This window comes from Flintibacter porci, from assembly GCF_041925195.1.
GTDB classification, from domain to species: Bacteria; Bacillota; Clostridia; order Oscillospirales; family Oscillospiraceae; genus Lawsonibacter; species Lawsonibacter porci.
This window is the reverse complement of sequence record NZ_JBHEVB010000004.1, coordinates 174,558-192,565: the sequence shown is the minus strand read 5'-3', so window position 1 is coordinate 192,565 and position 18,008 is coordinate 174,558. Positions and strand designations below refer to the sequence as shown.

Sequence of the window (18,008 nt, the reverse complement as noted above, 5' to 3'; positions counted from 1 at the left end):
TATGTTAGACGTTGAAAATCTGCATGTATACTACGGCGGAATTCATGCTATCCAAGGTATCTCCATGCACATCAAACCCGGCGAGATTGTGGCCGTAATTGGAAGTAATGGAGCGGGAAAGTCTACCACCATGCGCACCATTGCCGCTGATAAGGAGTATAAAAGCGGAACTATTAACTTCATGGGTGAGCCGTTGCCTACCAAATCCTATTTGGCTGTGGCTAAGGGTATTTCATTGGTTCCTGAAGGGAGACGAATTTTCCCGAACTTAACTGTCCATGAAAACCTGCAGCTGGGTGCTTATCTTCAGAAGTCCAAAACAGAGATCCAGGCGAGCATGGATGAGGTTATGGAACTTTTTCCCCGCTTGAAGGAACGTATTGGACAAATGGCAGGTACCTTATCTGGCGGTGAACAGCAGATGCTGGCGATTGGCCGTGCCTTGATGGCGAAGCCGAAACTGTTGTGTCTGGATGAGCCTTCTCTGGGACTGGCCCCAATCATTATCAATGAAGTGTTCCAAATGATTACTCGAATCAACAAGGAGCTGGGACAGACAATCCTGTTGGTAGAGCAAAACGCTTATTTGGCTCTGGAGGTGTCGGACCGGGCTTATGTTATGAAGACCGGAACGATTATCCGTGAGGGCATCAGCAAGGAACTTCTTGATGATCCGGCAATTCAGGAAGACTATTTGGGAGCTACGTAATTTAATTTTAAGAGGAAGCATAAAATGAGCCGTGGAGGAACCTTATTTTGAAGCTGCGCAGCGGGCTCTTTGTTTGCTCCTTCAGACTAGCGAAAATAGGAAAACACCCCCTGATGTAGTATGGAGTGCCCCAGATTGTACGGACAGCACAAAAAAGCCCCTTGGTAGGAAAATATTGAAGTTTTAAGCGGAGTGGCGCAGCATGAGCGGTGCCACTCCAGTTTTTAACTGGATGCGCTGGTTGTTGTAGAAATAGATGTAGTTATCAATCAGTGTCCTGGCTTCATCGAAGGTAGCCGGAAGATGTCGGTAAATACATTCTGTTTGAGGCTGACCCAAACTTTGTGTAAACCTGCTGTGTGGTGTAGAATAGAAGCAGCACACAGGAGGATTACCATATGGCCAGAAAGAATCGCACCCCGGAAGAAAATGCGCGTCGGGAAAAGATCCGTGAGTTGCTGCAGATGACAAACATCGGCAGCATGGATAACATCCAGAATTTGTTCAAAGAGACCATTGCTGAGTTCATGGAGAATGGTTTGGAGGCAGAGCTGGATGAAGAGCTGGGCTACAGCAGGTACGATTACAAGAACAAAGAAACAGACAACAGCCGCAACGGCTACAGCAGCAAAACGCTGCGCACCAGCTTTGGCGATGTGGATGTGTCGGTCCCTCGAGACCGGAAAGGTGAATTTGAGCCCCAGGTACTGAAAAAGAACCAGACCAGCATCAGCCAGGACATTGAGGAGAAAATCCTGTCCATGTACGCCAAAGGGATGAGTACCGGTGACATCGAGGCCCACATCCAGGACATTTACGGCATTTCCGTTTCAGACAGCACAGTCAGCCGGATCACAGACAAGATCTTGCCCATCGCCAAAGAGTGGCAGCAGCGGCCTCTGGAGTCCATCTACGCTGTGGTTTTTCTGGATGCTATCCGCTATGCCTGCCACTACAAGATCCGCCATCCTCAGAACTGTGATGGTCAGACCGGATACTCCGGCGAGAAATTGGACGGCATTATTGATAAGATCGTCATCCAACTCTTTGAGCGGATGAAGACTGCACCCAGGAGCCAGCTCATTCAAAAGCAGCGGGAAAAAGAACTCCAACTGGCAAACAGTTCGGTGGCGAATCTGGAGAAACTCCATGCCTCCGCAGAACGGGAGCTGGAGAGTTACAAGAAAGAGATCATCAAGACCATCAATGGGACTGGCAGTTTTGGAGCGGACATCCTCAGCGAGATGATAGAGGACACCCGAAGCAAGCTGGCGGCGCTGGCCCAGGAGTTGGAACAGGCCAAGGAAAAAGCGGCTGATCTGAAGAGCTCTGCCGTTGCCGTCCAAAAGGAGTATGACAAGATTATGTCCTGGGCCGACCTGTATGCGGGGAGTAGTATCGAGAGAAAGAAGATGATCCTGCGGCAGCTCATTGAGCGGGTGAATATCGGGAAGAACTTTGAAATCGAAGTGGAATTCAAAATCACTGTCACACAGTTCTTTGACTTCCTGTATCCGGAAGGGGACAAGAGTGTGTACTATCGCGCATCCTGAAGGCATGAAAAAACTCGGGAGATCTCAAAACGAGATCTCCCGAGTGTGGTGGACCTAATCGGGATCGAACCGACGACCTTACGGATGCGAACCGTACGCTCTCCCAGCTGAGCTATAGGCCCAAATCAACAGTTCCAAAAGCGGAACAGAAGAATAAAGCAATATGAAATTATAGATGTGGCAGAAAACCGAACCCTTTGCGCTCCCAACTGCGCTACAGGCCCAGATATTCAATTCAGCTTTTGTATTATACCAGATTTTTAAAAAATGTAAAGCCCAATTTTGAAGATATCTATGAGAAGCGGCCAGATTTGGAAAAATAGGTTGCCATTTTGGGGGAAGTATAGTAAAATACAGTCTAGCTTGTTTTGCACTTCGGCGCAAAGCAAGGCCGCACTAGTTGGGGAGATAGCGGTGCCCTGTACCTGCAACCCGCTACAGCAGGGATGAATCCCGGCCCCCGGACGTGCGATGTGTCGTCTGACCTGGAAAAGCAGTGATGATAGACCGGTCCCGCGCAACGTGGCCCCGTGAACCGTGTCAGGCGGGGAACCGAGCAGCACTAAGCGGCAAGCCGCGTGTGCCGTGGGGTTACTGTTCTTGAGCCGGCTGTCCAGGTAACGGGCATACCGCGCGCTTCAAAGGCCGGTGTGCGGCCTTGCTTTTCGCCGAAGTTTTCTTTTTTTCGAGGTGATTTTAACGTGTATCAGGCCCTGTACCGCAAGTGGCGCCCCCGCACCTTTGACGACGTGGTGGGGCAGGAGCATATCACCCAGACCCTGAAGCAGCAGGTGTCCGGCGGACGGCTGAGCCACGCCTATCTGTTCACCGGAACCCGGGGAACCGGAAAGACCACCTGCGCCAAGATCCTGTCCCGGGCGGTGAACTGCCAAAGCCCGGTCAATGGCAACCCCTGCAACCAGTGCCCGGCCTGCCTGGGTATTGAGAACGGGTCTATCCTGGACGTGCTGGAGCTGGACGCCGCCTCCAACAACGGCGTGGATCAGGTCCGAGCCCTGCGGGACGAGGCGGTATACACCCCCGCGGCGGTGAAAAAGCGGGTCTACATCGTGGACGAGGTGCATATGCTCTCCACCCCCGCCTTCAACGCCTTGCTGAAGATCCTGGAGGAGCCCCCGGCCCACCTGATGTTTATCCTGGCCACCACCGAGCTTCACAAGGTGCCCGCCACCATCAAGTCCCGGTGCCAGCAGTTCTCGTTCAAGCGCATCCTGCCCGGTCAGATTGCCCAGCGTCTGGGCTATGTGGCCCAGCAGGAGGGCATCGACCTGACGGAAGAGGGAGCCGCGCTGCTCTCCCGCCTGGCCGACGGCGGCCTGCGGGATGCCTTGTCCCTGCTGGACCAGTGCGCCGGAGGCGGACAGCGGGTGGACGAGCAGGAGATTCTGGACACCCTGGGCCTGGCAGGCAATCTGGAGACCGCCAAGCTCATGGGCCAGCTGGCCCAGCGGGATACCGCCGCAGCGTTGGAGACCCTGTCCCGCCTGTACCGCAACGGAAAGGATGTAGGCTCGGTGCTCTCCGAGCTGTCCGGCCTGGCCCGGGATCTGCTGCTGCGCAAGACCGCACCCCGGGGTGGAGCCGCCCTGCTTACCGGCGGATATGATGAGTCCACCATGCGAGCCCTGGGCGAACAGTTTACTGCCCAGCGGCTGCTGCAGATTTTGAAAACCTTACAGGAGACACTGCCCGAGCTGAGCCGCAGTGTCAACCGCCGTACCGATGCGGAACTGTGTCTCATTCGGCTCAGTGACGAGGGACTGGACGAGTCCTTTGCAGGCCTGTCCGCCAGGGTAGCCCGGCTGGAGGAACAGCTGGCCAAGGGAGTGCCTGTCCAGGCACAGCCGGTCCAGAGTGCTCCGTCCGCGCCCGCGGCACAGCGGCCTGTCGCCGCTGCTGCGCCTGTGCAGGCGCCGGTCAAGCCGGCGGTTGAGGATACGCCTCCCTGGGAGGAGGAACGTCCGCCTCTGCCTCCGGAACCGGAAGAGGAACCCTCCTGGCCTGAGCCGGAGGTTGTTCCGGCCAGTGCACCCATACCCCAGACCCCGGCTCCCACAGCCCAGGTGCCCCCTGCTCAGGCAGCTCCGGCTGGGGGAATGCAGGGCGGAACCTCTGCCTTCTGGCCCTCCTTTGTGGCCGGACTGCGGGGCAAGGTGCCTGCTTCGGTGCTGCCTTACCTCAATAACCCCGCCAAGGTCACCGGCGTGTGGAAAAACAAGGCGCTGACCCTGTGGACGGATACCGAGTTCACCCGGGCCATGCTGAATAAACCCCCGGTCCTTCAGGGCCTGGCCCAGGCAGCTGATGTCTGCTTTGGTGTAACCGGCGCCCGGGTATCGGTGATCGCAGGAAAACCCCCGGCAGAGGACCTGGCCGCTCCGGCGCCTGCTGCGCAGGCTGTTCCGGCACAGGGGAGCGGGGACGCTCTGGATGCCCTGCTGGCCTTTGGGGAAAAGTTTGACAACATTAAAATACAGTAACACAGAATAAGGAGTGTTTTGGCTATGGCAAAGGGATTTAACAGCCGCGGACTGGGCGGCATGGGCGGCGGCATGAACATGAACATGATCAAGCAGGCCCAGAAGATGCAGCAGGACATGATGAAGATGCAGCAGGAGCTGCAGGAGAAGGAGTACACCGCGGCTGCCGGCGGCGGCGTGGTCACTGCCACCGTCAACGGCAAGCACGAGCTGAAGAATCTGGAGATCGACCCCGAGGCCGTGGATCCCGATGATGTGGAGATGCTCCAGGACCTCATCGTGGCCGCCGTGAACGAGGCCATGCGCAGCGCCGATAACGACGCCTCCAGCTCCATGCAGAAGCTGACCGGCGGACTGGGCCTGCCCTTCTGAAAATGGATCAACAAACGGGACGGTTTCCTTGCTGGGGAGCCGTTCCGTTTTGTATTAAACATACAAAATGTTTAAAAGGGCAGAGAAATTCAAAAAAAGGTGACTTTTTTCTTTACAGACTGGGAAAAATGTGATATAGTATCCCAGCGTAAAATCACGCGCGCCCATCCGCTTCGTTGCGGGGTACGGCCTGTCCAAGAGGACAGGGCTTCACCCGCCCGTTACGCAGCTCTTTGGGCAGAACAGAAGCGCGTAGGATAGGCACACAGGGGAGCTTGGACCGGAGCGACGGATACAAACCAAGCGGGGCAAAGCCCGGCTGTTTGTGTCCGGAGTCGCAGGGAAAGCGACCCGGCCGTGCGCCCAATCCGTAGCGTGACAAAAAGAAAGGTGGAAATTCCCATGATTCGTAAGGACGAAAAGACTGCCGTTATTGAGGCCAACCGCACTCACCCCACTGACACCGGTTCTCCCGAGGTTCAGATCGCCATTCTGACCGCTCGCATCAACGAGCTGACCGAGCACCTGAAGGTCCACAAGCAGGACAACCACTCCCGTCGTGGCCTGCTGAAGATGGTCGGTAAGCGCCGCAAGATGCTGGACTATCTGATGGCTAAGGACATCGAGCGTTACCGTGCTATCATCGCCAAGCTGGGCATCCGTAAGTAATTGTTTCAATATAGGGTGGTGTGGAATTCCATGCCACCCTATCTTCCCATCTGGAAGCTTTCCGTTTTTTGCCTTCCCGCCGCTTTTTTAGCAGTTGAAATTGGGCTTGAGTGCCGCTCAAACCCGGCTTCAAGTGCTAAAAGGCTGGCGGGCGAAAACCAAATTTATTGAAAAGGAGTATCGCAATGTCAACCGTTATTAAGCACAAGCAGTTTAACAACTACAAGAGCTGGACCATGGACCTGTGCGGCCGTCCCCTGACCATCGAGGTGGGCAAGGTGGCCGAGCTGGCCAGCGCTTCCGCTATGGTCAAGTACGGCGAGACCACCGTGCTGGTGGCCGTTACCGTCTCTCCCCGTCCCCGTGACGGCATCGACTTCTTCCCCCTCTCTGTTGAGTTTGAGGAGAAGCTGTACGCTGTGGGCCGCATCCCCGGCTCCTTTATGCGCCGTGAGGGCCGTCCCTCCCTGCCCGCCGTTCTGGCTTCCCGCCTGATCGACCGGCCCATGCGCCCCCTGTTCCCCTACGACTTCCGCAACGACGTGTGCATCCAGTGCACTGTCATGAGCGTGGACTATGACTGCTCCCCCGAGGTGGCTGCCATGATCGGCGCCTCCGCCTGCGTGAGCTACTCCGAGATCCCCTTCGCCGGCCCCATCGGCTGCCTGGAGGTGGGTTACTGCGATGGCCAGATCGTCCTTAACCCCAACCAGGAGCAGCGCAAGACCTCCCGCATGGACGTGACCGTGGCCGCTACCGCTGAGAAGGTGGTCATGATCGAGGCCGGCGCCGACGAGATCCCCGACGAGATCATGTATGCCGGTATCGTGAAGGCTCACGAGGAGATTAAGAAGCAGATCGACTTCATCAACCAGATCGTTGCCGAGATCGGCAAGCCCAAGATGGAGTACGAGCACGCTCAGTTCAACCAGGAGCTGTTTGACAAGATCGTGGACGAGTTCATGGACGAGGCCAAGGCCGCCATGGACACCGACGACAAGAACGTGCGTGAGACCCGCTGGAACGCCATGATCGACAAGTGGCACGAGAAGTATCTGGAAGAGTACCCCGACATGGACCAGTACCTGGAGGAGTTCACCTACAAGTTCCAGAAGAAGATCGTCAAGGCTTGGCTGCTGGAAGGCCACCGCGTGGATGGCCGCGCCAAGAACGAGATCCGTCCTCTGGCTGCCGAGGTTGGCGTGCTGCCCCGCGTCCACGGTTCCGGCCTGTTCACCCGTGGCCAGACTCAGGTTCTGTCCGTGTGTACCCTGAACACCCTGGCTGCCTGCCAGAAGCTGGACACCATCTGGGAAGAGGACGAGAAGCGCTATATGCACCACTACAACTTCCCCCCCTACTCTGTGGGTGAGGCCCGCGCTCCCCGTTCCACCAACCGCCGCGAGTACGGCCACGGCGCTCTGGCTGAGCGCGCTCTGGTGCCCGTGCTGCCCTCCGTGGAGGAGTTCCCCTACGCCATCCGGGTCGTGTCTGAGGTTCTGTCCTCCAACGGTTCTACCTCTCAGGGCTCCATCTGCGGCTCCACTCTGGCTCTAATGGACGCCGGTGTGCCCATCAAGGCCCCCGTGGCCGGCATTTCCTGCGGCCTCATTCAGGACGACAACGGCGGCTTCACCACCTTCATCGACATCCAGGGCGTGGAGGACTTCCACGGCGAGATGGACTTCAAGGTTGCCGGTACCAAGGCCGGTATCACCGCCATCCAGATGGACCTGAAGAACGACGGTCTGACCCACGAGATCATCAAGGAGGCCCTGGAGATTACCCGGGATGCCCGTTACGCCATCCTGGACGAGATCATGCTGCCCTGCATCTCCGCGCCCCGCGCTGAGGTGAGCAAGTATGCTCCCAAGATGATCACCATGAAGATCGATCCCGACAAGATCCGCGAGGTCATTGGTAAGGGCGGCTCCGTGATCCAGAAGATCACCGCCGAGTCCGGCGCTACCGTGGACATCGAGGACGACGGCACCATCCACATCGCCTCCCCCAACGCCGAGGCCTGCGACGCTGCCAAGAAGATGATCGAGACCATCGTGTTCGTTCCCCAGGTGGGCGAGCTGTACTACGGCAAGGTCGTTCGCATCCTGCAGTTCGGCGCCTTCGTGGAGCTGGCTCCCGGCAAGGACGGCATGGTCCACATCTCCAAGCTGGCTGACCGCCGCGTGGAGAAGGTGGAGGACGTGGTCAACATCGGCGATATGATCTGGGTCAAGGTCACCGACATCGACGACAAGGGCCGCGTGAACCTGAGCTACCGCGACGCCATCAAGGAGATCAAGGCCAAGAAGGCCGCCGGCGAGAGCGTGAAGTAAGGTTTTTGCCTGAATAAGAAATATAAAGTGGCTGCCTGTGAGGCAGCCACTTTTTTATGTCGCTTTATTTGGCGGTAGGATAAGGGGAGGAAACTGGGGTCAAGCCCAGAAGATAATCCACACTGGTATGATAGAATGTGGATAATTTGATCAGGACAGCGGTGGGAATATCATTTTCCCCTGTCTCGTATTTGGAATAGCCGGTTTGGGACATACCCAGCATTTCAGCCACCTGCCGCTGGCTCAGGTCATGGTCCTCACGCAGGGCGCGGATTCTGGGATACATATTGCATCACCTCGGACTCAGTATAGGTTAACCTAAAACAGAGTATTTACTTTCAACCTGAAACAGGTTAAAATATAGGGGGTGAGAGGCATGGATAGACAAAAAAGAAAAATCTTGCGGATTTCAATTCCGGAAAAAGAGTATGAGCAGCTGCGCATATTGGCGGAGCAGGGCATACGCACCGTGCCAGCATATAGCCAACAAATTATTCTGCGATATTTAAGAAAAGTAAAGCGCGGCGAATTAGAAGATGGCTGGGGACTGAATGAAAGAATCGATTGAGCGAATGCTCTATATGGATAAAGTAGCGGCTGTCCGTTAGGACAGCCGCTTCAATTGTGTAAACCGTAAAATTTTTTTGAAAAACCTGTTTACCTTCACACTTTAATGTGTTAATATAATTGGAAAGCCGGGAACTTCCGTCCGTCCCGGAGGAAAGGAGATGCCCTATGGCGAAAACGGAGCGTAAAGAGCGCAGCCAGGCCCTGTATGAGACCATTTTGAAGTTGAAGGACCTGGACGAGTGCCGGAAATTTTTTGAGGATCTCTGTACCCCCACGGAGCTGCAGTCTATGGAGCAGCGCTTTGATGTGGCCGTCTACCTCCAGCAGGGTCTGGTCTATCTGGACATCCTGGAGAAGACCGGAGCCAGCAGCGCTACCATCAGCCGGGTCCGCCGGTCCATGCTGGAAGGCGGCGCGGGCGGTGTGGTACGGGACATCATCATCCGGGAAGGCCTGGACAAAAAAGACTGAATCAGGAAGAAAGCAGGGAAGACTATGAAACAACTGATGTTGGGCAACGCGGCTGTTGCCCGTGGACTGTATGAGGCGGGGTGCTCTGTGGCCTCCAGCTACCCCGGTACCCCCAGTACCGAGATCACCGAAGAGGCCGCCAAGTACGACGCCATCTACTGTGAGTGGGCTCCCAATGAGAAGGTGGCTATGGAGACCGCCTTTGGCGCTTGTCTGGCCGGCAAGCGCTCCTTCTGCGGTATGAAGCACGTGGGCCTCAACGTGGCTGCCGACCCGCTGTTCACCATTTCCTACACCGGTGTGAATGCGGGCATGGTCATCGCCGTGGCCGACGATGCGGGCATGCACTCCTCTCAGAACGAGCAGGACTCCCGCCACTATGCCATTGCCGCCAAGGTGCCTATGCTGGAGCCCTCTGACTCCGCCGAGGCCCTGGCCTTTGCCAAGCGGGCCTATGAGATTTCCGAGGAGTTTGACACCCCGGTCATCCTGAAGATGTGTACCCGCGTGTCCCACTCCCAGTCGCTGGTGGAGCTGGGGGAGCGCACCGAGGTGGAGAAGCCCTATGAGAAGAACATCGCCAAGTACGTGATGATGCCGGGCAACGCCATCCGCCGCCACCCTGTGGTAGAGGAGCGCACCCGCAAGCTCACCGAGTTTGCCGAGACCTGTGACCTCAACCGGGTAGAGATGGGTGGCACTTCCATGGGCGTGATCACCTCTTCCACCTCCTATCAGTATGTGAAGGAGGTCTTTGGGGACAGCGTTTCGGTGCTCAAGCTGGGCATGGTCAATCCCCTGCCTGTAAAGCTGATTCTGGACTTTGCCAGCAAGGTGGACAAGCTGGTGGTGGTTGAGGAGCTGGACTCCATCATCGAGGACCACTGCCGTAAGCTGGGCCTGAAGGTGTGGGGCAAGAACGTGCTGCCTCTGGAGGGCGAGTTCTCCCAGAACCTGGTGGCCTCCAAGCTGGGCGGCACCGTACATACCGGCAAGGCGCTGGAGGATGTCATTCCTCCCCGTCCCCCTGTTATGTGCGCCGGCTGTCCCCACCGCGGCCTGTTCTACACCCTGAACAAGAATAAGTGCACTGTCTTGGGCGACATCGGCTGCTACACCCTGGGTGCGGTGGCTCCCCTGTCCGCCATGGACATGACCCTGTGCATGGGCGGCTCCATCTCCGGCATCCACGGCTTCAACAAGGCCCGTGGGGAGGAGACTGAGGGCAAGACCGTGGCCGTCATCGGCGACTCCACCTTCATGCACTCTGGTATGACTGGTCTGGCCAACATCGCCTACAACCAGTCCAATTCTACCGTCATCATCCTGGACAACTCCATCACCGGCATGACCGGCCACCAGCAGAACCCCACCACCGGCTACAACATTAAGGGCGACCCCGCCGGTAAGATCGATCTGGAGTCCCTGTGCAAGGCCATGGGCTTCAACCGCGTCCGGGTAGTGGATCCCTACGACCTGAAGGCCTGTGACCAGGCGGTGAAGGAGGAGCTGGCCGCCAAAGAGCCCTCCGTCATCATCTCCCGCCGTCCCTGCGCTCTCTTGAAGTACGTCAAGCACAACGCGCCTCTGGCGGTGAACAAGGACAAGTGCATCGGCTGTAAGAGCTGCATGAAGATCGGCTGCCCCGCCATCTCAATCAAGGAGGGCAAGGCCTGGGTGGACAACACCCTGTGCGTGGGCTGCGGCGTGTGCGAGCAGCTGTGCCCCGTGGGGGCCTTTGAGAGCACCGGCAAGGAGGGTTAAGGCAATGGAAACCAAGAATATTATGATCGTAGGCGTGGGTGGCCAGGGCTCCCTGCTGGCCAGTAAGCTGCTGGGCCACCTGCTCATGGAGCAGGGATATGACGTGAAGGTGTCCGAGGTCCACGGCATGTCCCAGCGCGGCGGCAGCGTGGTTACCTATGTGCGCTACGGCGACAAGGTAAATTCTCCTGTCATTGATAAGGGCGAGGCGGACTTTATTGTCTCCTTCGAGCTGCTGGAGGCCGCCCGTTGGCTGGAGTATCTCAAGCCCGACGGACAGATCGTCACCTCCACTCAGCAGATCGATCCCATGCCTGTTATTACCGGGGCCGCCAAGTACCCCGAGAATCTGGTGGAGAAGATGAAGGCCACCGGAGCCAAGGTGGACGCGCTGGACTGTCTGGCTCTGGCTGAGCAGGCTGGCTCCTCTAAGGCAGTGAATATTGTGCTCATGGGCCGGCTGTCTCACTACTTTGACTTGCCGGAGGAGGCGTGGCAGGCTTCTCTGGAGGCCATGGTGCCCCCCAAGTTCCTGGAGCTGAACAAGAAGGCCTTCGAGCTGGGGAAGCTTTCTTAAAAGAAAGCTTAGCAAAGAACGTTGTGCAAAGCTGCGCTTTGCCTCTGTGCCCGCTCGAAGAGATGCCTTCCATAAGGCGAAAGCCCGCCGGGAAGGCAGACGGGATGGGCTTTACTTACCAGAAACAGCAAGATCACGATACACACAAGTTAGAGAGGGATGAATCCATTGGAACGGTATTATCAGCCCGAGATTGAATGCGCCTCTCGGGAGCAAATTCGTGCCTGGCAGGATGAGCGCCTGGTCAAGCAGGTGCGCCATGCCTATGACCACGTGCCTTATTACAAGAAGCTGATGGACGAAAAGGGAGTGCGTCCGGAGGACATTGAGTCGGTGGACGACCTGCACAAGCTGCCCTTTACCTATAAAAAGGACCTGCGGGATACCTATCCCTATGGGCTGTTTGCCGTTCCCATGAAGGATGTGGTGCGGCTGCATGCCTCCTCCGGAACCACCGGAAAGCAGATCGTGGTAGGCTATACCCGGGAGGACCTGGATATCTGGGACGATATTGTGGCCCGTCAGCTGGTGGCCGTGGGTGCCACCGAGGAGGATAAGGTACATATCTCCTATGGTTATGGCCTGTTTACCGGCGGTCTGGGACTGCACGGCGGCGCTACCAAGCTGGGCGCCACGGTCATTCCCGTCTCCTCCGGAAACACCCAGCGGCAGATCACCATTCTCCGGGACTTTGGCTCTACCGTTCTGTGCTGCACCCCCTCCTACGCCGCCTTTATCGGCGAGACCCTCCACGAGATGGGACTCACCGGCAAGGACATTCCCCTGAAGGCGGGCATCTTCGGTGCCGAGGCCTGGAGTGAGGAGATGCGCCAGGATATCCAGGAGAAGCTGGGCATCAAGGCCTATGACATCTATGGCCTGACCGAGATCATGGGTCCCGGCGTGGCTTACGAGTGCTCCGAGCAGAACGGAATGCACGTCAACGAGGACCACTTTATCATCGAGATCATCGATCCCGAGACCGGAGAGGTGCTGCCCGAGGGTCAGCAGGGTGAGATCGTCTTCTCCTGCATCACCCGCCAGGCCTTCCCCCTGCTGCGCTACCGCACCCGGGACATCGGCGTGATCCGTCACGAAAAGTGTTCCTGCGGACGTACCTTCGTGAAGATGAGCAAGCCCATGGGCCGCAGCGATGATATGCTCATCATCCGCGGCGTCAACGTCTTCCCCTCCCAGATTGAGACTGTGCTCCTCAACCACGGCTATCCCGCCAACTACCAGATCATCGTGGATCGGGTCAAGTCTACCGACACGCTGGATATCCAGGTGGAGATGACCCCCGAGATGTTTACCGATAACCTGGGCGAGATCGACCGTCGGCAGAAGGAACTGGTGGAGGGCCTGCGCTCTCTGCTGGGTCTGGCCGCTAAGGTTACCCTGGTGGCCCCCAAGTCCATTGTCCGCAGCGAGGGCAAGGCGGTCCGGGTCATCGACAAGCGGAAAATTTAAGGAGGGTTCGCCATGAGCATCAAGCAGATCTCCATTTTCGTGGAAAATAAGCCGGGAGCCCTGTACGGCCTGACCGGTGTTCTGGCTCAGAACAAGGTGGACCTGCGGGCCCTTTCCCTGGCTGAGACCAGTGAATTCGGCATCGTGCGCATCATTGTCAACGATGTATACAAGGCAACCACCGTTCTGAAGGATGCGGGCTATGTCCACTCCATCACCCCTGTGGTGGGCGTGGCTATCCCCGACGTGCCCGGAGGACTCAACCGGGTACTCCAGGTACTCTCCAACGCCAAGATCAACGTGGAGTACATGTACGCCTTTCTGGGCGGTAAGCAGGCCAACTCCGCCTACATGATCTTCCGGGTCCAGGACGTGGACGCCGCGGAGCAGGCGTTGGCCCAGCGGGATATCAAGGTGCTGGATCAGGACCAGATGGCTGGGGTGTAAATCAACAGAAAAAAATGACCGCCTGCGGGCGGTCATTTTTTTGTAGCAAAAAGAAAGGACCGCCCGAAAGCGGTCCTTAGTAGGAGAAGCTTAGTTCTCGGCCAGAGCGGCAGTGATGATAGCCATGGAGTAGACCTCCTGGGCGTTACAGCCGCGGCTCAGGTCGTTGATGGGGGCGTTCAGGCCCAGCAGGATGGGGCCGTAAGCCTCGAAGGAGCCCAGACGCTGAGCGATCTTGTAGCCGATGTTGCCGGCGTTGATGTCGGGGAAGATGAAGGTGTTGGCATAACCGGCCACCTTGGAGTCGGGGCACTTGGTGTGAGCCACGCGGGGAGACACAGCGGCGTCAAACTGCAGCTCGCCGTCCACGGGGATCTCGGGCATAGCAGCCTTGGCCTTCTCGCAGGCGTTGCGCATCTTGTCCACGTCCTCGCCCTTGCCGGAGCCAAAGGTGGAGTAGCTCAGGAAAGCAACCTTGGGGTCAATGCCGAAGATCTTGGCGCACTTGGCAGTCTCCAAGGCGATCTCAACCAGCTCGTCCTCGTTGGGCTTGATGTTGATGGCGCAGTCGCCCATGGCCAGCACGTCGTTGTCGCCGGTGGCGGAAGGACGAACCAGGATGAAGCAGGAGGAGACGATCTTGTTGCCGGGCTTGGTCTTGACCAGCTGCAGAGCGGGACGGACGGTGTCGGCGGTGGAGTAGGTAGCGCCGCCCAGCAGAGCGTCGGCCTCACCCATAGCCACCAGCATGGTGCCGAAGTAGTTGCCCTTCTTCAGAGCAGCGCGGCACTCTTCCTCGGTCATCTTGCCCTTGCGCAGCTCGACCATCTTGGCAACCATAGCGTCCATGTTCTCGTAGGTCTCGGGGTCTACGATGATGGCGCCGCGGATGTTAAAGCCGGCGTCCTCAGCGGCAGCGCGGACTTCCTCCTCCTTGCCCACCAGCACGGGGGTCAGGAAAGTACCGGACAGCAGACGGGCAGAGGCCTCCAGAATACGGGGATCGGTGCCCTCGGTGAATACGATCTTACGGGGATGAGCCTTCAGGATGTCGATGAGTTTCTTGAACATGTGAACCATTCCTTCCAAAACAGAAACTTGGGTGCGGGAGACGAAAAAAACGCCTCACGTCATGCACTCTTTTCTGGGACTATGGTAGCATTTTCCCGTGGAAAATGCAAGAGTTACTGCACTTTCATTTTGCCGGATTTCTCGAAAAGGATACAAAAAAACCCACAAAAATATGAAATTTCTCTTTACGAAAGGTATTGGGTCGTTTATACTATACCAAGTGTATTGATTTTTAGGGCGGCAGCCGGATCGAGTAATCGGCAGGCCTGGCCGCTCGGATAGAGGTGAACGATTTGAACGCAGAATTTGCCCGTACCCTGTCCCTGCTGCGTCAGGAAAAAGGAGTCAGTCAGCGCGCAGCCGCCGCGGAGCTGGGTATCTCTCAGGCCCTCATGTCTCACTACGAAAACGGCATCCGTGAGCCCGGTCTGTCTTTTGTGGTCAAGGCCTGTGATTATTATGGTGTGTCCGCCGATTACCTGTTGGGCCGCACTCTGACCCGGGATGGCACCACCATTGGAGCTGAGGAGCTCTACGACGTCAGCGAAGAGAAAAACAATTCCATGCGGGGCTCTGTGCTGGCCCTGCTGTCCAAGAAGCTGCTGGTGAACTCGGTGGGAATGCTCTTCGACCTGCTGGGGAAGACCGGCAGCCGGGAGGCCATCCGTGCCGCCTCCAACTACCTGTCCTCGGCGGTCTACTCAGTGTACCGCCAGCTTTACCACGCCAATCCGGCCAACAACCCCGATTTCTTCTCTGTGTCCCAGCGGCATGCCCAGGCTGGCCTGGCCCAGGCGGATATGGATCTGTCCCGGGTGGAGCTGGAGGATGCGCTGGCCCAGCATGTGAAGGACAAGGGCCAGATGCCTGAGATGGACCACGCCGCTCTGGCTCGGGATTACCCCGTGCTCTATCAGTCCATGCTGCAGCTCATCCACAACTCCGGCGAGCGGATGAACAAGCTCTTTGGCGGCCGGGATAATAAAGATAATAAATAAGCGCCGCCTGTTTATGAATCTGAATCTCATCTTTGGAGGGTATCTATGACCGATCAATCCAAAATCCGCAATTTTTCTATCATTGCCCACATCGACCACGGCAAGTCCACCTTGTCTGACCGTCTCATTGAGCAGTGCCATGCAGTGACTGAGCGGCAGATGGAGTCTCAGCTGCTGGACAACATGGATCTGGAGAAGGAGCGCGGCATCACCATCAAGGCCCGTGCCGTCCGTCTGGAGTACCAGGCTCAGGATGGGGAGACCTACCACCTCAACCTCATCGACACCCCGGGCCACGTGGACTTCAACTACGAGGTGTCCCGGTCTCTGGCCGCCTGTGAGGGTGCGGTGCTGGTAGTTGACTCCACCCAGGGCGTGGAGGCCCAGACGCTGGCCAACACCTACCTGGCCCTGGAGCATGATCTGGAGATCCTGCCCGTGTTCAACAAGATCGACCTGCCCGCCGCCAATCCCCAGAAGGCCAAGGAGGAGGTAGAGGCTATCATCGGCCTGCCCGCCATGGAGGCCCCGGAGATCTCCGCGAAAATGGGCATCAACATTCCCGCCGTGCTGGAGGACATTGTACAGAACGTGCCTGCCCCCACCGGCGACGCCAGCGCCCCTCTGAAGGCTCTGGTCTTTGACAGCCAGTACGACCCCTATGTGGGTGTTATCGTCTACTTCCGTGTGATGGAGGGCACCCTGAAGAAGGGCATGAATGTAAAGATGATGGCCTCCGGCGCCTCCTACCAGGTGCTGGACTGCGGCTATCTGCGTCCTCTGGGTATGGACTCCTGCCCGGAGCTCACCGCCGGCGAGGTAGGCTGGTTTACCGCCTCCATCAAGAACGTGAAGGACACCCGGGTGGGCGACACCATCACCGGAACCGATCAGCCCGCCGCCGAAGCTCTGCCCGGCTACCGGCCCGCCCAGGCCATGGTTTACTGCGGTATCTACACCCAGGACGGCAGTAAATATCCTGACCTGCGGGACGCGCTGGAAAAGCTCCAGCTCAACGACGCTTCCCTGTCCTTCGAGCCCGAATCCTCCATCGCCCTGGGCTTTGGCTTCCGCTGCGGCTTCCTGGGCATGCTCCATATGGAGATCATCCAGGAGCGTCTGGAGCGTGAGTTCGATCTGGACCTGGTTACCACACTACCCTCTGTAATCTACGAGGTAGATAAAACTGACGGGACTACCGTGAAGGTGGATAACCCCCACAACTATCCCGATCCCGGCCTGATCACCGAGGCCCGGGAGCCCTATGCCAAGGTGTCCATCATCGCGCCCCCCGACTACGTAGGCAACATCATGCCCATGTGTCAGGACCGCCGGGGCATTTTTAAGGACATGCAGTATCTGGACACCAACCTGGTGGAGCTGCACTACTCCATGCCTCTGGGCGAGATCATCTACGACTTCTTCGACGCCTTGAAGGCCCGCACCAAGGGCTACGCCAGCCTGGACTACGAGCTGGAGGGCTATCAGCCCAGCCAGCTGGTGAAGGTGGACCTGCTCCTCAACGGCGACCAGGTGGACGCTCTGAGCTTCATTGCCCACAAGGACAAGGCTTACGGCCGGGCCCGGAAGATCTGCGAGAAGCTCAAGGAGAACATCCCCCGTCAGCTCTTTGAGGTGCCCATCCAGGCGGCCATCGGCGGCAAGATCATTGCCCGTGAGACCGTCAAGGCCATGCGTAAGGACGTGCTGGCCAAGTGCTACGGCGGCGATATCACCCGTAAGAAGAAGCTGCTGGAGAAGCAGAAGGAAGGCAAGAAGAAAATGCGCTCTTTGGGTACGGTGCAGATGCCCACGGAAGCATTTATGGCAGTGCTTAAACTCGACGAGGAATAAGAAGCATTTTCTTCTGCCTTCCTGGGGCCCCGCAGCGCGGGGCGGCGCTTTGCGCCGGACAAGCGTTTTGCCCTCTGGGCAAAACCTTGGCGGAGGGCGGATTTACTCCGCCCGAGCATGGAAAGCGCCCTTGGGGGCCCCGGCGGATGAATCCGCTGGGGAGCAGGCAAGAAGAAAATGCGCTCTCTGGGTACCGTGCAGATGCCCACGGAAGCATTTATGGCAGTGCTTAAATTGGACGAGGAATAAAAGGAGAACTATTTATGATCAAATTCAACCACTTCAACTTCAATGTCCTGGATCTGGACAAGAGCCTGGACTTCTATAAAAAGGCCCTGGGCCTGGAGCCTGTGCGGGTGAAGGATGCCGAGGACGGCTCCTTCCGTCTGGTGTACCTGGGGGACGGCCTCACCGAGTTTCAGCTGGAGCTGACCTGGCTGCGGGACCGCAAGGAGCCCTACAACCTGGGCGAGTGTGAGTTCCACCTGGCCTTCCACACCGATGAGTACGAGCAGCTGCACCAGAAGCACCAGGACATGGGCTGCATCTGCTTTGAAAACCCGGCCATGGGGATCTACTTCATCTCCGATCCCGATGGCTATTGGATCGAGATCGTGCCCGAGCATAAATAAGAAAACGGACCTGA

17 protein-coding genes, 1 tRNA gene, 1 other RNA gene and 1 pseudogene are annotated in these 18,008 nt (G+C 57.5%); 16 read left to right on the top strand and 4 right to left on the bottom strand.

Features of this window, described 5'->3' with window-relative positions; genetic code table 11:
• The first annotated feature begins 1 nt into the window (after position 1).
• Positions 2-709: an ABC transporter ATP-binding protein gene (locus ACEVJL_RS05950; RefSeq protein ID WP_374737181.1), complete on the top strand. Its 708-nt coding sequence runs from the start codon at positions 2-4 to the stop codon at positions 707-709.
• A gap of 183 nt (positions 710-892) precedes the next feature.
• On the opposite strand, the gene ACEVJL_RS05945 is transcribed toward ACEVJL_RS05950, so the two are convergent.
• Positions 893-1,093: an IS3 family transposase gene (locus ACEVJL_RS05945; RefSeq protein ID WP_374737180.1), complete on the bottom strand. Its 201-nt coding sequence runs from the start codon at positions 1,091-1,093 to the stop codon at positions 893-895.
• Positions 1,094-1,107: 14 nt separating this feature from the next.
• Here ACEVJL_RS05945 and ACEVJL_RS16825 point away from each other — a divergent pair.
• A pseudogene (locus ACEVJL_RS16825) lies at positions 1,108-1,653 on the top strand (IS256 family transposase); the annotation flags it as partial.
• A 655-nt stretch (positions 1,654-2,308) separates the two neighbouring features.
• Here the strand turns inward: ACEVJL_RS16825 and ACEVJL_RS05935 are convergent.
• Positions 2,309-2,384 (bottom strand) — tRNA-Ala (locus tag ACEVJL_RS05935).
• Positions 2,385-2,653: 269 nt separating this feature from the next.
• On the opposite strand from ACEVJL_RS05935, the gene ffs reads away from it, so the two are divergent.
• The 5 genes from ffs to ACEVJL_RS05910 all read left to right on the top strand — a co-directional run bounded on the left by ffs (position 2,654) and on the right by ACEVJL_RS05910 (position 8,140).
• Positions 2,654-2,918: signal recognition particle sRNA large type (gene ffs, locus ACEVJL_RS05930), an RNA gene on the top strand.
• A gap of 45 nt (positions 2,919-2,963) precedes the next feature.
• Positions 2,964-4,763 carry a DNA polymerase III subunit gamma/tau gene (dnaX, locus tag ACEVJL_RS05925; protein WP_374737178.1) on the top strand — a complete coding sequence of 600 codons (1,800 nt, stop codon included), beginning with the start codon at positions 2,964-2,966 and terminating at the stop codon, positions 4,761-4,763.
• Between the two features lie 24 nt (positions 4,764-4,787).
• Positions 4,788-5,135 carry a YbaB/EbfC family nucleoid-associated protein gene (locus ACEVJL_RS05920; protein WP_008982128.1) on the top strand — a complete coding sequence of 116 codons (348 nt, stop codon included), beginning with the start codon at positions 4,788-4,790 and terminating at the stop codon, positions 5,133-5,135.
• A 402-nt stretch (positions 5,136-5,537) separates the two neighbouring features.
• Positions 5,538-5,804: a 30S ribosomal protein S15 gene (rpsO, locus tag ACEVJL_RS05915; protein ID WP_008982127.1), complete on the top strand. Its 267-nt coding sequence runs from the start codon at positions 5,538-5,540 to the stop codon at positions 5,802-5,804.
• A 185-nt stretch (positions 5,805-5,989) separates the two neighbouring features.
• Positions 5,990-8,140 (top strand): polyribonucleotide nucleotidyltransferase, encoded by a 2,151-nt coding sequence (locus ACEVJL_RS05910; protein WP_008982126.1) that lies wholly within the window; start codon positions 5,990-5,992, stop codon positions 8,138-8,140.
• A gap of 64 nt (positions 8,141-8,204) precedes the next feature.
• Here ACEVJL_RS05910 and ACEVJL_RS05905 read toward each other — a convergent pair whose 3' ends face one another.
• Entirely contained in the window at positions 8,205-8,426 is a 222-nt protein-coding gene (locus ACEVJL_RS05905; RefSeq protein ID WP_302667253.1) for a helix-turn-helix domain-containing protein, read from the bottom strand.
• A 90-nt stretch (positions 8,427-8,516) separates the two neighbouring features.
• Here ACEVJL_RS05905 and ACEVJL_RS05900 point away from each other — a divergent pair, with 90 nt between their 5' ends.
• From ACEVJL_RS05900 to ACEVJL_RS05875, 6 genes are all read left to right on the top strand, one after another.
• Entirely contained in the window at positions 8,517-8,708 is a 192-nt protein-coding gene (locus ACEVJL_RS05900) for a hypothetical protein (RefSeq protein ID WP_151075299.1), read from the top strand.
• Positions 8,709-8,875: 167 nt separating this feature from the next.
• On the top strand, positions 8,876-9,181 hold the full coding sequence (locus tag ACEVJL_RS05895; RefSeq protein WP_008982125.1) for a YerC/YecD family TrpR-related protein: 306 nt from the start codon (positions 8,876-8,878) through the stop codon (positions 9,179-9,181).
• Positions 9,182-9,205: 24 nt separating this feature from the next.
• Entirely contained in the window at positions 9,206-10,945 is a 1,740-nt protein-coding gene (gene iorA, locus ACEVJL_RS05890; RefSeq protein ID WP_302667255.1) for an indolepyruvate ferredoxin oxidoreductase subunit alpha, read from the top strand.
• Positions 10,946-10,949: 4 nt separating this feature from the next.
• Positions 10,950-11,522, top strand: coding sequence for an indolepyruvate oxidoreductase subunit beta (locus ACEVJL_RS05885; protein WP_151075300.1), 573 nt, complete (start codon positions 10,950-10,952; stop codon positions 11,520-11,522).
• A gap of 168 nt (positions 11,523-11,690) precedes the next feature.
• Positions 11,691-12,992, top strand: a complete 1,302-nt coding sequence (locus ACEVJL_RS05880; RefSeq protein ID WP_374737177.1) for a phenylacetate--CoA ligase family protein — start codon at positions 11,691-11,693, stop codon at positions 12,990-12,992.
• Between the two features lie 12 nt (positions 12,993-13,004).
• Entirely contained in the window at positions 13,005-13,439 is a 435-nt protein-coding gene (locus ACEVJL_RS05875) for an ACT domain-containing protein (protein WP_235398387.1), read from the top strand.
• Between the two features lie 90 nt (positions 13,440-13,529).
• Here ACEVJL_RS05875 and pta read toward each other — a convergent pair whose 3' ends face one another.
• A complete protein-coding gene (gene pta, locus ACEVJL_RS05870; protein WP_374737176.1) occupies positions 13,530-14,510 on the bottom strand; it encodes a phosphate acetyltransferase in 981 nt (326 codons plus the stop codon).
• A 284-nt stretch (positions 14,511-14,794) separates the two neighbouring features.
• On the opposite strand from pta, the gene ACEVJL_RS05865 reads away from it, so the two are divergent.
• The 3 genes from ACEVJL_RS05865 to ACEVJL_RS05855 all read left to right on the top strand — a co-directional run bounded on the left by ACEVJL_RS05865 (position 14,795) and on the right by ACEVJL_RS05855 (position 17,994).
• On the top strand, positions 14,795-15,508 hold the full coding sequence (locus ACEVJL_RS05865; protein ID WP_374737175.1) for a helix-turn-helix domain-containing protein: 714 nt from the start codon (positions 14,795-14,797) through the stop codon (positions 15,506-15,508).
• A 45-nt stretch (positions 15,509-15,553) separates the two neighbouring features.
• Entirely contained in the window at positions 15,554-17,362 is a 1,809-nt protein-coding gene (gene lepA, locus ACEVJL_RS05860; RefSeq protein WP_008982116.1) for a translation elongation factor 4, read from the top strand.
• A 263-nt stretch (positions 17,363-17,625) separates the two neighbouring features.
• Positions 17,626-17,994 carry a VOC family protein gene (locus tag ACEVJL_RS05855; RefSeq protein WP_151075302.1) on the top strand — a complete coding sequence of 123 codons (369 nt, stop codon included), beginning with the start codon at positions 17,626-17,628 and terminating at the stop codon, positions 17,992-17,994.
• Positions 17,995-18,008 lie beyond the last annotated feature (14 nt).

What these genes read in the sequence shown, in the direction of transcription:
- ACEVJL_RS05855 (WP_151075302.1), top strand. Translation starts at nt 17,626, where the DNA reads ATGATCAAATTCAACCACTTCAACTTCAATGTCCTGGATCTGGACAAG.
- ACEVJL_RS05885 (WP_151075300.1), top strand. Translation starts at nt 10,950, where the DNA reads ATGGAAACCAAGAATATTATGATCGTAGGCGTGGGTGGCCAGGGCTCC.
- ACEVJL_RS05900 (WP_151075299.1), top strand. Translation starts at nt 8,517, where the DNA reads ATGGATAGACAAAAAAGAAAAATCTTGCGGATTTCAATTCCGGAAAAA.
- pta (WP_374737176.1), bottom strand. Translation starts at nt 14,510, where the DNA reads ATGTTCAAGAAACTCATCGACATCCTGAAGGCTCATCCCCGTAAGATC.
- ACEVJL_RS05950 (WP_374737181.1), top strand. Translation starts at nt 2, where the DNA reads ATGTTAGACGTTGAAAATCTGCATGTATACTACGGCGGAATTCATGCT.
- ACEVJL_RS05875 (WP_235398387.1), top strand. Translation starts at nt 13,005, where the DNA reads ATGAGCATCAAGCAGATCTCCATTTTCGTGGAAAATAAGCCGGGAGCC.
- ACEVJL_RS05905 (WP_302667253.1), bottom strand. Translation starts at nt 8,426, where the DNA reads ATGTATCCCAGAATCCGCGCCCTGCGTGAGGACCATGACCTGAGCCAG.
- rpsO (WP_008982127.1), top strand. Translation starts at nt 5,538, where the DNA reads ATGATTCGTAAGGACGAAAAGACTGCCGTTATTGAGGCCAACCGCACT.
- lepA (WP_008982116.1), top strand. Translation starts at nt 15,554, where the DNA reads ATGACCGATCAATCCAAAATCCGCAATTTTTCTATCATTGCCCACATC.
- ACEVJL_RS05920 (WP_008982128.1), top strand. Translation starts at nt 4,788, where the DNA reads ATGGCAAAGGGATTTAACAGCCGCGGACTGGGCGGCATGGGCGGCGGC.
- ACEVJL_RS05910 (WP_008982126.1), top strand. Translation starts at nt 5,990, where the DNA reads ATGTCAACCGTTATTAAGCACAAGCAGTTTAACAACTACAAGAGCTGG.
- ACEVJL_RS05895 (WP_008982125.1), top strand. Translation starts at nt 8,876, where the DNA reads ATGGCGAAAACGGAGCGTAAAGAGCGCAGCCAGGCCCTGTATGAGACC.
- iorA (WP_302667255.1), top strand. Translation starts at nt 9,206, where the DNA reads ATGAAACAACTGATGTTGGGCAACGCGGCTGTTGCCCGTGGACTGTAT.